The sequence below is a fragment of the Dickeya sp. Secpp 1600 genome (assembly GCF_003049805.1).
Taxonomy (GTDB): domain Bacteria; phylum Pseudomonadota; class Gammaproteobacteria; order Enterobacterales; family Enterobacteriaceae; genus Dickeya; species Dickeya fangzhongdai.
This window is the reverse complement of the sequence record NZ_CP023484.1, coordinates 3397574-3410857: the sequence shown is the minus strand read 5'-3', so window position 1 is coordinate 3410857 and position 13284 is coordinate 3397574. Positions and strand designations below refer to the sequence as shown.

Annotated in this window: 9 protein-coding genes; 8 read left to right on the top strand and 1 reads right to left on the bottom strand. The window is 57.1% G+C overall.

From position 1 onward, the window contains the following. Nucleotides 1–5 precede the first annotated feature (5 nt). The gene (gene nuoN / locus CPA59_RS15075) at nucleotides 6–1463 is read left to right on the top strand and encodes an NADH-quinone oxidoreductase subunit NuoN (RefSeq protein WP_038919638.1); all 1458 of its coding nucleotides are present in this window, start codon (nucleotides 6–8) and stop codon (nucleotides 1461–1463) included. 406 nt (nucleotides 1464–1869) lie between these two features. Next, nucleotides 1870–4050 (top strand): multicopper oxidase family protein, encoded by a 2181-nt coding sequence (locus CPA59_RS15070; protein WP_107759916.1) that lies wholly within the window; start codon nucleotides 1870–1872, stop codon nucleotides 4048–4050. A gap of 393 nt (nucleotides 4051–4443) precedes the next feature. On the opposite strand, the gene CPA59_RS15065 is transcribed toward CPA59_RS15070, so the two are convergent. Then, a complete protein-coding gene (locus CPA59_RS15065) occupies nucleotides 4444–5325 on the bottom strand; it encodes a PhzF family phenazine biosynthesis protein (RefSeq protein ID WP_107759914.1) in 882 nt (293 codons plus the stop codon). 212 nt (nucleotides 5326–5537) lie between these two features. Here CPA59_RS15065 and CPA59_RS15060 point away from each other — a divergent pair, with 212 nt between their 5' ends. The 6 genes from CPA59_RS15060 (at nucleotide 5538) to CPA59_RS15035 (ending at nucleotide 13240) form a co-directional block, all read left to right on the top strand. Next, complete coding sequence (locus CPA59_RS15060; RefSeq protein ID WP_038919636.1) at nucleotides 5538–7130, top strand: ABC-F family ATPase; 1593 nt, start codon at nucleotides 5538–5540, stop codon at nucleotides 7128–7130. Nucleotides 7131–7722: 592 nt separating this feature from the next. After that, nucleotides 7723–8850 carry a hydrogenase 2 small subunit gene (gene hybO / locus CPA59_RS15055; protein WP_071603970.1) on the top strand — a complete coding sequence of 376 codons (1128 nt, stop codon included), beginning with the start codon at nucleotides 7723–7725 and terminating at the stop codon, nucleotides 8848–8850. Between the two features lie 3 nt (nucleotides 8851–8853). Beyond that, a complete protein-coding gene (gene hybA, locus CPA59_RS15050; RefSeq protein ID WP_100849820.1) occupies nucleotides 8854–9870 on the top strand; it encodes a hydrogenase 2 operon protein HybA in 1017 nt (338 codons plus the stop codon). Then, a complete protein-coding gene (gene hybB, locus CPA59_RS15045) occupies nucleotides 9857–11056 on the top strand; it encodes a Ni/Fe-hydrogenase cytochrome b subunit (RefSeq protein WP_038919635.1) in 1200 nt (399 codons plus the stop codon). Before hybA ends, hybB begins: the two co-directional genes overlap by 14 nt. Continuing rightward, nucleotides 11034–12740, top strand: a complete 1707-nt coding sequence (gene hybC, locus CPA59_RS15040) for a hydrogenase 2 large subunit (RefSeq protein ID WP_038667520.1) — start codon at nucleotides 11034–11036, stop codon at nucleotides 12738–12740. The genes hybB and hybC overlap by 23 nt, the downstream gene beginning before the upstream one ends. After that, nucleotides 12740–13240, top strand: a complete 501-nt coding sequence (locus CPA59_RS15035) for a HyaD/HybD family hydrogenase maturation endopeptidase (RefSeq protein ID WP_038919633.1) — start codon at nucleotides 12740–12742, stop codon at nucleotides 13238–13240. The genes hybC and CPA59_RS15035 overlap by 1 nt, the downstream gene beginning before the upstream one ends. Nucleotides 13241–13284: the final 44 nt, after the last annotated feature.

The following is a 13284-nucleotide window of genomic DNA, read 5'->3' as shown; positions in this document are numbered from 1 at the left end:
TCGCCATGACAATAACTCCTCAACAACTAATCGCGATATCGCCACTGTTAATCGTTGGATTGACAGTCGTGGTTGTGATGCTGTGCATTGCGTGGCGACGCAACCATTTTGTCAACGCTACGCTGACGGTCATCGGCCTGAACATCGCGTTGTTATCGCTGTATCTGGTCGGCCAGGTTGGGCCGACCGATGTCACCCCGTTGATCCGGGTGGACGGATTTTCGATGTTCTATACCGGCCTGGTGCTGGCGGCGAGTCTGGCGACCAGCACGTTCGCCTACCCGTGGCTGGAAGGCTACCCGGACAACAAAGATGAGTTCTATCTGCTGGTGTTGATTGCCGCACTGGGCGGTATTCTGCTGGCGAGCGCCAACCATCTGGCGGCGTTCTTCATCGGCATCGAACTGATCTCCCTGCCGCTGTTCGGTATGGTGGGCTATGCCTTCCGGCAGAAGCGTTCGCTGGAAGCAGCCATCAAATACATGCTGCTGTCCGCCGCTGCGTCCTCGTTCCTGCTGTTCGGTATGGCGCTGGTGTATGCCGATTCCGGCAGCCTGAGCTTCGCCAGCCTTGGCAAGAGCCTGAACGACCACCAGTTGCATGCGCCGCTGTTGTTGGCCGGCCTGGGTATGATGCTGGTCGGGCTGGGCTTCAAGCTGTCGCTGGTGCCGTTCCACCTGTGGACGCCGGATGTGTATCAGGGGGCGCCGGCGCCGGTGTCTACCTTCCTGGCGACCGCCAGTAAGATCGCCATCTTCGGCGCGGTGATGCGTTTGTTCCTGTATGCGCCGCTGGTGGACGCCGAATCGGTGCGCACCACGCTGGGCGTGATCGCTTTCGCGTCGATCCTGTTCGGTAACCTGATGGCGGTGGCGCAGAGCAACATCAAGCGTCTGCTGGGGTACTCGTCCATCGCGCATCTGGGTTACCTGCTGGTGGCGCTGATCGCGGTGCAGACTCAGCAACTGGCGCTGGAAACCATCGGCGTGTATCTGGCCGGTTACCTGTTCAGCAGCCTGGGCGCGTTTGGCGTGGTCAGCCTGATGTCCAGCCCGTATCGGGGTCCGGATGCGGATTCGCTGTTCTCTTACCGCGGTCTGTTCTGGCATAAGCCGATTCTGTCGGCGGTGATGACGGTGATGATGCTGTCGCTGGCGGGTATTCCGATGACGCTGGGCTTCTTCGGCAAATTCTACGTGCTGGCGGTAGGCGTGAATGCCCACCTGTGGTGGCTGAGCGCGGCAGTGGTGGTAGGTAGCGCCATCGGCCTGTATTACTACCTGCGCGTATTGATAAGTCTGTATCTGAGTGCGCCGCAAACCCTGAACCGCGATACGCCGAATAACTGGGCGTTGACCGCGGGTGGCGTTGTGGTACTGATTTCGTCGGTGTTGGTTCTGCTGCTGGGTCTCTACCCGCAGCCGCTGATTTCGCTGGTGCAACTGGCGCAGCCGCTGATGTAATCCCTCGGTATCCCGTACTGAAAGCCGCGAATATCGCGGCTTTTTTATTATTGCGGGTTTATCGCCTTCACCTTCGTGGTTCTGTATCCAAATCCTGCCTCTATTTCTAATTTCCCTTCTTTTGAATCAGTTATCGGGTTTCATTCTGTACGGAAAAATATCGATACAGTGTCTTTTCCGGGTTTAGGAAAATATCTGATTGCCCGAAATGAGCATGCTATTTACTTTCCCCAGACGTTTTCGGTCTGGAAATAATGACAAGATCTTTTTTTATTTACAGTCCTTGTGCAACACGTCGGACTAATAAAGAAGGTTGGTTATTTTATCCATTAAATTCAATAAATAATGAGTTTTATCAGGTCAAGGGGATGATGAGATGGCAACATGTGACAAGGTTGGATACAGAATGACATTCCGGGATGTTTTTATTTTCCTGATGACATTAGTGGTATTTGATAGCCATGCCGATGGTCCGCCGGCAGTAAATGAAAGTACGCAGGATGAAAATAAAGAGGCTGATTTTCTATTTGAAAACCCGCCGCATTTGCAGCGACTGGTCAGGTCGCTATTGCAGAACCATTTTAGCGGGGTACAGGAGGGAAACAGAGAAAAATATTATGAACTGGATGTCGGGTATGTAGACGGAAAAATTTATGATCCGTCGCAAAACCGTTTCCAAAAGGTGCATTTACGGGGCTACACCGGCAGTACGGACAGACAGCCGGTTATTGTGGCGCCGTTTGTGGCGCCGCAGATTGATGTCATGCCTGGCGATACGGTGCGTATTCTGCTCAAGAATAATTTGCCGGTAGATAGCAGCTGCCAGCCGCATCAGATGAATGGTGGCGCGATAGCCCATTCTCATGCCAGCATGGCGCAAACGGCGTCGAAGGATTCACAGCCGTCGTCGAAACTGTTCGATCCGCCTCACTGCTTTAATGGCACCAACCTGCATGCCCACGGCGCCTGGATCAGCCCGGCAGGCAATAGCGACAATGTGCTGTTGTCGGTGAATCCGGGCAACAGTTTCGAATATCAGTACAACTTCTCGCAGGATATTCCGGCCGGCACTCTCTGGTATCACTCACACCGACATGGTTCCACCGCGTTGCAGGTTTCCAGCGGCATGGCGGGAGCACTTATCGTACATGGCAACCGCAAACCTACCGAAGCCTCGAACGGCGATCTGGATACGCTCCTGATCGATCCCGACAGTCAGCAGCCATTTCCCGAGCACACGGTATTGTTTCAACAGATTCAGTACGCCTGTCTGGGGCAGGACGGCAAGCTGAAGCGGGATAAGCAGGGCAATATCAACTGGAATTGCCGCCCGAATGAGACCGGCGTAATTGAAGATTACGATCAGTTCGGCCCCGGTACCTGGCAGGCGTCCGGCCGCTGGACCAGCATCAACGGCGTGGTGTTGCCGACCTTTAAAGCCACGGCCGGGCAGGTAGAGCGCTGGCGGCTGATTCACGCTGGCGTGCGGGAAACCATCAATCTGGAATTCCGCAAGATAAAGCCGGGCCAGAGTCTTAACGAATTGCATCGCAAGGCTTATTTGGGCAATTTACGCCGCCAGGACGTGGGGGCGCTGATTAATGAACTCTGCTCCGGCGAAAAAGTGCCGTTCCAGGTGGTCGCCGCCGATGGCCTAACCATGTCCCACTCGCTGACGGCGGATAAGGTAACGTTGCAACCGGGGTACCGTTACGACCTGCTGGCGATGTTTCCGCAGGCGGGTGGGTATTGCATGATTCAGCCGCAGCAGTCCATGACGGGCAGCATTACCGGTAAGGCTCAGGGCAACAGTTTGCTGGGGTTTGTTTCCGTATCCGGCACGGACAGCATTGCCGTGCAGGACGTTGTGCCTACCTTACGGCAGAAACTGACCTATTCGGCGCAGAAGCTGATGCCGGAAGAGGTGCGTCAGGCGGTTATTCGCGACCTGAATCGTGACGATAACCAGATCTATCTCACCCGGTTCGCGCCGCATACAAGGGATGTGAGTGATGAAGAGATTGCCGGTCAGCCAAAACAGAAAATCGTCTTCTTTGCCGGCGGCACGCAGCCGAATACAAACAATGTCTTCGCTATTGGTCACGATTTTGGCGTTGAGAAAGTTAACGGTGTGTGGTTGCCGAAACACATACAGGCTTATGACCCGAAGCGAATTGACCTGACTTTGCCGCTATGGGCGTCGCAGGAGTGGGAGCTACGTTCGTACAGCGTCAGCCATCCGTTTCATATCCACGTGAATCCGTTCCAGATTATCGCGATTTATGACCCGCAGGGGCGTGACGTCAGTTTGCCCGGTGTCACGGAAGCCGATGGCGACAGCCAGTTCGCCGGCTTGAAAGGGCAGTGGAAAGACACGATTTTCGTCAAAACCAACCTGTTGCCCGGCCAGTTGACGGGTACGCCGCAAAACTATTATCGCGTACTGCTGAGAACTCGCTATCAGCGCTATATCGGCGAATTCGTACTGCATTGCCACATTCTGGACCATGAGGATCAGGGGATGATGGAAAATGTCGAGATTGTGCTGCCGCAAACGCAAAAGGGCCAAACGTCATCAACGAAGTGACCAGGAAGAAATCAGATACAGGAATGAAGAAGACTGCGGGATATTTGCCGGAAGGGAGTGAAAAAACTAAAGCCGCCTCGTCTGGATGATTGGGGCGGCTTTTAGTTTACGGCGCTCATGTTAAAACGGGCTGATGATGGAACCGATACGTTCGCAGTAACTTACGTAGATGTCGCCCAGTTTTTTGAAGAAGCTGATGAATGCGTTCATGTGGTGTCTCCATTATCGTCGTTGAGGTTTTGTGTGATGTTCATCACGGTTTTGATAATAATAGATAAGGAACGCTATTTCAACTTTTTCGTGATGAAAGTCACATTATTTTGAAGGCGATGGCATTGTCGGAGGAATAACAGGCCGCCGTTCTGGCGGCCTGTCAGCGGGCGGAGCCGCGTGCTAGAGAGTAATATGCCCGTTAATCAAGGTGTTGCTGAGGCCGCCAATCCACGGCTGGCCGTCAATGTAGGAAACATTGACCCGGCCGTCCCGGTACAGCATGGTGCCCTGACGTACCCGATAACCGAGCGTGTGGTCCGCCTGCTCCGGCAACGGGCTGTGCTGAATCACTCTGGCAATACAGGCGTTGGCGCTGCCGGTTACCGGATCTTCCACCAGCGCATCATTCATGACAAAGAAGGCCCGTACTTCGTAATCGGCGGGACCGGCGTGGTCATGCGGGCCGTAAATCGCTACGCCGTCGGTCTGTCCGAGTTGCTGCAATCGTTGTAGATGCGCGGCGTCCGGGCGCGCCTCCAGACAGGCGCGCGCGCTTTCCATCCGCACCGTCAGCCAGCGGATACCCATCTGCACGTTGACGGGACGATGATTCGGATGACGCAGATGGCTTCCGATGGCGCTGTCGAGCAACGCGTCATACTGAGGATCGAGCTCAGTCATCGTGACGTCCGGCGCGCGAAAGGCGAGCTGGCCGTTATCGCCGATAGCCACCGGCACCAGCCCGACGCCGCATTGCTGGATCACCTGATGCGGCACATGCGGCGTCAGGCCGGATTCTAGTAACGCGTGCGCGGTTCCCAGCGTCGGATGCCCGGCGAACGGCAATTCTGCCGACGGGGTGAAAATACGCACCCGATAATCAGCCAGCGGATCGTCCGGCGGCAGCACAAAGGTGGTTTCCGACAAATTAGTCCAGCGGGCGATGGCCTGCATCTGTTCATCGCTGAGGCCGTCGGCGTCGAGAATGACGGCCAGCGGATTGCCTTTGGCGGGATGATGGCTGAACACATCGACCTGTTTAAAACGGCGTGATGACGGCATCTGATCTTTCCTTCTGCGATCGGGAGCAGAGCTCATTATGTACGGTTAACAAGATGTTGTCGTGTCTGTCGTCAGGCGTGATCGCACGCTGATGTCGCTGCGGCGGGCATCAAATCCGCGCCTGATTAAAAAACGTTCAATAATCGCCGGGATTCTGTGTTTCGCTTGTGGCATAATGCGCGCCAAATCACATTCCGAATCGAGTAAGTGCTGTGCTGGTAACCAATAATATTACGATGCAATTCGGCAGTAAGCCGTTGTTTGAAAACATTTCTGTCAAATTTGGCGGCGGTAACCGCTATGGATTGATCGGCGCTAACGGCTGCGGCAAATCCACATTCATGAAGATCCTCGGCGGCGATCTGGCGCCGAGCGCAGGCAATGTCGCCATCGACCCGAATGAGCGTATCGGCAAACTGCGTCAGGATCAGTTCGCGTTTGAGCAATACAGCGTGCTGGATACGGTGATCATGGGGCACGCCGAACTGTGGGAAGTCAAAGAAGAACGCGACCGTATTTATGCGCTGAGTGAAATGAGCGAGGAAGATGGCTATCGGGTCGCGGATCTGGAAGTCAAATACGGCGAAATGGATGGTTACAGCGCTGAATCGCGCGCCGGCGAACTGCTGCTGGGCGTGGGGATCCCGCTGGAGCAACATTACGGGCCGATGAGCGAAGTGGCGCCAGGCTGGAAGCTGCGTGTCTTGTTGGCGCAGGCGCTGTTTTCCAATCCGGATATTCTGCTGCTGGATGAACCGACCAACAACCTGGACATCGATACCATCCGCTGGCTGGAGCAGGTGCTGAACGAGCGCAACAGCACCATGATCATCATTTCCCATGACCGTCACTTCCTGAACATGGTCTGCACTCATATGGCGGACCTGGATTACGGCGAATTGCGTATCTATCCCGGCAACTACGACGAGTACATGACGGCGGCGACGCAAGCGCGCGAGCGTCTGCTGGCGGACAACGCCAAGAAGAAGGCGCAGATTGCCGAACTGCAGTCGTTTGTCAGCCGCTTTAGCGCCAACGCGTCCAAATCGCGTCAGGCGACTTCCCGCGCCCGTCAGATAGATAAAATCCAGCTGGAGGAAGTGAAAGCGTCCAGCCGTCAGAACCCGTTCATCCGTTTCGAACAGGACAAGAAACTGTTCCGTAACGCGCTGGAAATCGACGGGCTGACCAAAGGCTTTGATAACGGTCCGCTGTTCAGCCAGTTGAAAATGCTGGTGGAAGTGGGGGAGAAGGTGGCGATTCTCGGTACTAACGGGATCGGCAAATCCACCCTGCTGAAAACGCTGGTTGGTGAACTGACGCCGGAATCCGGCATGGCCAAATGGTCGGAAAACGTCCGTATCGGTTACTACGCGCAGGATCACGAGTACGAGTTTGATGGCGATCTCACCGTGTTTGACTGGATGAGCCAGTGGAAGCAGGAGAATGACGACGAGCAGGCGGTGCGTAGCGTGCTGGGGCGTCTGCTGTTTTCTCAGGACGACATCCGTAAAAAGGTCAAGGTGCTGTCCGGGGGCGAAAAAGGGCGGATGCTGTTCGGTAAGCTGATGATGGAAAAACCGAACGTTCTGGTGATGGACGAACCGACCAACCACCTGGATATGGAATCCATCGAGTCGCTGAACATGTCGCTGGAGATGTATCAGGGCACGCTGCTGTTTGTGTCTCACGACCGTGAATTCGTCAGCTCGCTGGCGACCCGCATTGTGGAAATCACCCCGGGTAAAGTGATCGATTTCAGCGGCAACTACGAAGATTATCTGCGCAGCCGCGGAATCCAATAACGTTTTGCCTTTCGGAAAAAAGCAGCCGCTCGTCGGCTGCTTTTTTTATTGCCCGAAATGTTAAAAAGACGGCGAACTGAAATCGGGCGCGGCGAGGGAGAAATAATGCTGGGTAAAAAACAACCGCAGCCTGCGCTTTTATCTTTCGTTTAGGCAGAGACATTATCCTGCAATCATACTTTTAAAAGTAAAGTATCTAAAATAATTGAATTGACTGATGAGCAGATGATGAATGTAAACGGATGGCGGGAAAATAAAATCATCTTTAAGTTAATTTGAGGTAAAATCATTTAAAATCAATATGATAATAATTTTATTATAACTGATATAAGTCGCTGTTAAATCGATTAAGCTATTGTGGATCACAAAAAAATTATCCGTTTGTTACGCATTGAGATATTTTCTCATTTAATCTGACATGCCGTGCTTTTAAAAAAGAAATGTCGCGGAGAGCCTCACAGAAGACGTACAAATAAAATGGTTATTCCCCGGCCGATTGATAGAGATCAAATCGGTGACGTTATTCTCCTCATTATTCTATGCCGACACGTAAATGTGTTACTTCGACCTGGCTACAGGAGAATAATAAAGAATGAATGGGGAAAATATGATGCTTTCCCATCACGGCATCAATCGCCGTGATTTTATGAAGCTATGTGCAGCACTTGCCGCCACCATGGGGTTGAAAGAGGCCGCCGCCGCAGATATGGCCCAGTCACTGACGTCTCCCCAGCGTCCGCCGGTGATCTGGATTGGCGCGCAGGAATGTACCGGGTGTACGGAATCCCTGCTGCGCGCCACCCACCCGACCATTGAAAACCTGCTGCTGAATACCATCTCGCTGGAATACCACGAAGTCCTCTCCGCCGCATTCGGCGAGCAGGCGGAAGAAAACAAACACCGCGCCATCGAGCAGTACAAAGGCAAATACGTACTGGTGGTGGATGGCTCCATCCCGCTGAAGGATGGCGGCATCTACTGCATGGTGGCCGGCAAGCCGATCGTCGAGCATATCCGCGCCGCCGCCGAGCATGCCGCAGCGATCGTCGCCATCGGTTCCTGTTCCGCCTGGGGCGGGGTGCCGGCCAGCGGTTCCAACCCGACCGGCGCCGCCAGCTTGCAGGACGTGCTGCCGGGCAAAACCGTTATCAATATTCCCGGTTGTCCGCCTAACCCGCACAACTTCCTGGCGACCGTGGCGCACATCATCACTTATCAGCGCGCGCCGGCGCTCGACAGCCAGAACCGTCCCACCTTCGCCTATGCCCGACTGATCCACGAAAACTGCGAGCGTCGCCCGCATTTCGACGCCGGCCGCTTCGCCAAAGAGTTTGGCGATGAAGGACATCGGCAGGGGTGGTGCCTCTACCATCTGGGTTGCAAGGGGCCGGAAACCTACGGCAACTGCCCGACGCTGGAGTTTTGCGACGTGGGCGGCGGCATCTGGCCGGTGGGGATTGGTCACCCGTGTTATGGCTGCAACGAGCAAGGCATCGGGTTCACCAAGGGCATTTTCCAGTTGGCCAACGTGGAAAACCCGACGCCGCGCGTTGAGAAACCGGCGGTCACCAGCCCGGAAGGCGGCAACAGTTCCGCTACGGCCACGGGGCTTATCGGCGGCGTGCTGGGGGCGGTGGCGGGCGTCAGCCTGATGGCGGTGCGTGAACTGGGCCGTCAGCAAAAACAGCAGGACGCCGGCAACGCATCCCGGGAGGGTTAAGCCGTGAACAGACGCAATTTTTTCAAGCTGGCTTCCGCCGGGGCGTTGCTGGCGGGCACGCCGCTGGCGACTGAAGCGGCGGCCACCAACCGGCCGCCAATTCCCGGTTCGCTCGGCATGCTGTACGACTCCACGCTGTGTGTGGGCTGTCAGGCGTGCGTGAGCAAATGCCAGCAGGTCAATAAGCTGGACTATAAGCCGGATAGCTCGGTCTACAGCGGCGGCGCGGCGACCTGGTCCAACAACGACAAGCTCAGTCCCTATACCAACAACATCATTCAGGTATGGCGCAGCGGCGACGGCAAAAACAAGGATCAGGTACAAGACGGCTACGCCTACATCAAGAAGCAGTGCATGCACTGCGTCGACCCCAACTGCGTGTCGGTGTGCCCGGTTTCGGCGCTGAAGAAAGACCCGAAAACCGGCGTGGTGCATTACGACGCCAGCGTCTGTACCGGCTGCCGTTACTGCATGGTGGCCTGCCCGTTCAATGTGCCGAAGTACGACTATGAAAACCCGCTCGGCAAGCTGCATAAATGCGAGCTGTGCAACCAGCCGGAACTGGCGCGGCTTGATAAGGGCGGCATGCCGGGGTGCGTAGAGGTTTGTCCGACCGGCGCGGTGATTTACGGCACCCGCGAGCAGTTGCTGGATGAGGCGAAACGTCGGCTGGCGCTCAAGCCGGGCGACGAGTACGCCTATCCGCGCCAGACGCTGAGTAGTAAAGACGCCTACCTGCACACCGTGCCGACTTACGAGCGTTATGTGTATGGCGAGAACGAAGCGGGCGGCACGCAGGTGCTGGTGCTGGCCGGGGTGCCGTACCAGAACCTGGAGATGCCGACGCTGGATTCGCTGTCTACCGGCGCGCGTTCGGAGCACATCCAGCATACCTTGTACAAGGGGATGGTGCTGCCGCTGGCGGTGCTGGCCGGGTTGTCGGTGCTGGTGCATCGCAATACCCGCGCCGAGCGGGAAGAGACGCACGACTCACAGGAGAAACCTCATGACGGCGCATAAAGCAAGTCCGTTGGGCGGGCGGCTGGTGAGCTGGCCCGTAATGCTGCTGGCTCCGCTGGTGGCGATTTGCGCGATCCTGATCGTGAAACGTCTGTTTCTGGGGATCGGCTCGGTGGCGGATCTGAACGGCGGCTACCCGTGGGGGATCTGGATCGCCTTCGACCTGCTGGTCGGCACCGGTTTAGCCTGCGGCGGCTGGGCGCTGGCCTGGGCGGTGTACGTGTTCAATCGCGGCGAATACCACCCGCTGGTGCGCCCGGCGCTGCTCGCCAGCCTGTTCGGCTATTCGCTGGGCGGGTTGTCGATCACCATCGACGTTGGGCGTTACTGGAACCTGCCGTACTTCTACATTCCCGGCTACTTCAATACCAACTCGGTGCTGTTCGAAACCGCGGTGTGCATGACCATCTACATCGGGGTGATGGCGCTGGAGTTCGCGCCGGTGGTGCTGGAACGCTTCGGCTGGAAAGTGTCGTTGAAACGGCTCAACAAGGTGATGTTTTTCATCATTGCGCTGGGAGCGCTGCTGCCTACCATGCACCAGTCGTCGATGGGGTCGTTGATGATCGCCGCCGGCTATAAGGTGCATCCACTGTGGCAGAGCTATGAACTGCTGCCGCTGTTGTCGCTGCTGACTGCGTTCATCATGGGCTTCTCGATTGTGATTTTCGAAGGCTCGCTGGTGCAGGCCGGGCTGAAAGGACGCGGGCCGGACGAACAGGCGTTGTTTCGCAAGCTGACTGGGCTGGCCCACGTGCTGGTGCTGCTGTTTGTGGTGCTGCGCTTCGGCGAGATCGTCTGGCACCAGAAAACCGCGCTGCTGTTCGCCGGCGACCGGTTTTCGGTCATGTTCTGGTGCGAAGCCGGTCTGATGCTGCTGCCGCTGGTTCTTCTGCGGCTGAAACGTTGCCGTCAGGACGCCCGCTGGCTGTTCGTCAGCGCGCTCAGCATGCTGTTCGGCGCCGCCCTGTGGCGACTGAGTTACTCGCTGCTGGCGTTCAATCCGGGCAACGGCTACCACTACTTCCCCAAAGCGCAGGAGATCCTGATTTCCATTGGCTTCGTCGCCATTGAGGTCTGCGCCTACATCTTGTTAATCCGCCTGCTGCCGGTACTGCCCGCGCTGAAAGGCGAACATACGCATCATCAGGCTGAGGTAAAGCATGAGCCAACGCATCACCATTGATCCCATTACCCGTATCGAAGGGCATCTGCGCATTGATTGCGAAATTGAAAACGGCAAGGTCACCAAAGCCTGGTCATCCGGCACCATGTGGCGCGGTATGGAAGAGATCGTCAAAGGGCGCGACCCGCGCGATGCCTGGATGATCGTGCAGCGTATCTGCGGCGTGTGCACCACGGTGCACGCTATCGCCTCGGTGCGCGCGGTGGAGAACGCGCTCGGTCTGAACGTGCCGGTCAACGCCCAGTATATCCGCAACCTGATTCTGGCGGCGCACAGCATCCACGACCATATCGTGCATTTCTATCAACTGTCGGCGCTCGACTGGGTGGATGTGACCTCGGCGCTGAAAGCCGATCCGCAGAAAGCGGCGGCGCTGCTCAAAGGGCTGTCCGACTGGCCGCTGAATACCGCCGCCGAGTTCACCAAAGTGCAGCAGAAACTCAAAGATCTGGTAGCCAGCGGTCAACTGGGAATTTTCGCCAACGGCTACTGGGGCCACCCGGCGATGTCGCTGCCGCCGGAGGTGAACCTGATCGCCGTCGCCCACTATCTGCAGGCGCTGGAATGTCAGCGCGACGCCAACCGTATCGTGGCGATTCTGGGCGGCAAATCGCCGCACATCCAGAATCTGGCGGTCGGCGGCGTGGCGAACCCGATCAATCTGGACGCGCCGAGCGTGCTCAACCTGGAACGGTTGATGTACGTGAAAAGCTTTATCGATCGGCTGGGCGATTTTATCGAGCAGGTCTACAAGGTGGACTGCGCGGTGATTGCCGCTCACTACCCGCAGTGGCTGACGCTGGGACGCGGCGCCGATCACTACCTGAGCGTGCCGGAACTGCCGACCGACAACAAAAACGGCAGTTTCCTGCTGGCGGGCGGGTATATCGAAAACAGCGACCTGTCGCGCTACCGACCGATCACCAGCCACAGTGACAAGTTCCTGATCGACGGCATCCGCGAGAGCGGCAAGCACGCCTGGTATCAGGACGATCAGCCGCTGGCGCCGTGGGAAGGGTTGACCCGTCCTAACTACACCGGCTGGCATGAAGACGGCAAGTACTCGTGGGTGAAATCGCCGACTTTCTACGGCAAAACCGTAGAAGTAGGGCCGCTGGCCTGGCTGCTGTGCGGTCTGGCCGCGAAGCATAAAGACACGCTGGTGCATTTCGATCAGGTAAAAGCCGCTTATAAAGCGCTCAGCGGCCATCAACTGGAAGAGAAACACCTGCACTCCACGCTGGGCCGGGTGATTGGCCGTACCGTGCACTGCTGCGTGCTGAAAGATACGTTGGCGCAGCAGTGGCAGGCGCTGGTCGACAACATCGGCAAAGGCGATCACCAGACCTTCATCAAACCGGATCTGTCGCCGGACACCGAATTTCACGGCGTGGGCTTCGGGGAGATGCCGCGCGGCATGCTGTCGCATTGGATCGTGTTCAAAAACGGCAAGATCACCAATTATCAGGCGGTAGTGCCGTCCACCTGGACCTCCTGCCCGCGCAACGGCGACGACAAGCCCGGCCCGTACGAGCAGTCGCTGGTGGGCACGCCGGTGGCCGACCCGCACAAGCCGCTGGAAGTGGTGCGTACCATCCACTCCTTCGACCCGTGCATGTCCTGCGCGGTGCATGTAGTGGATACCGTCAACGGCAATGAAGTAACCCGGGTGAAGGTGCTGTGATGAACATACTGGTGCTGGGGATCGGCAATATCCTGCTGAGTGACGAAGGGGTTGGGGTGCGGCTGGTGGAACGGCTGGAGCAGCGGTTCGACTGCACGCCCGCCATTGAGGTGGTGGACGGCGGCACCTGTGGTATGGAGCTGATGGAATGCATGGCCGGGCGCGATCACCTGATCGTGGCCGACGCCGTGCTCACCGGTCAGGCGCCGGGCAGCGTGACGGTGCTGCGCGACCGCGAGGTGCCGGCGCTGTTTACCCGCAAGATCTCCCCGCACCAGTTGGGGCTGGCCGATGTGCTGATGGCGCTGCAACTGACCGGCGAATTTCCCCGCCAGCTAACGCTGGTGGGGGTGGAGCCGGAAGCGCTCGATTCCGGCATCGGCCTGTCCGATACCGTTACCCGCGCGCTGGAACCGGCGTTGCGGCATATCATCGCCGCGCTGCGCCAGAGCGGCGTTGCGGTAACCGAGAAGAGCGCGCAGGAGGTGTGTGGTGACTGACATTTTTTCCGCGTCGCCACTCGGCGGCAGTAATAATCCGCCCG

Excerpts from the sequence above, each read along its gene's own strand:
- CPA59_RS15035 (WP_038919633.1), top strand. The coding sequence starts at position 12,740 with ATGAACATACTGGTGCTGGGGATCGGCAATATCCTGCTGAGTGACGAA.
- CPA59_RS15070 (WP_107759916.1), top strand. The coding sequence starts at position 1,870 with ATGACATTCCGGGATGTTTTTATTTTCCTGATGACATTAGTGGTATTT.
- CPA59_RS15065 (WP_107759914.1), bottom strand. The coding sequence starts at position 5,325 with ATGCCGTCATCACGCCGTTTTAAACAGGTCGATGTGTTCAGCCATCAT.
- hybC (WP_038667520.1), top strand. The coding sequence starts at position 11,034 with ATGAGCCAACGCATCACCATTGATCCCATTACCCGTATCGAAGGGCAT.
- nuoN (WP_038919638.1), top strand. The coding sequence starts at position 6 with ATGACAATAACTCCTCAACAACTAATCGCGATATCGCCACTGTTAATC.
- hybB (WP_038919635.1), top strand. The coding sequence starts at position 9,857 with ATGACGGCGCATAAAGCAAGTCCGTTGGGCGGGCGGCTGGTGAGCTGG.
- hybO (WP_071603970.1), top strand. The coding sequence starts at position 7,723 with ATGAATGGGGAAAATATGATGCTTTCCCATCACGGCATCAATCGCCGT.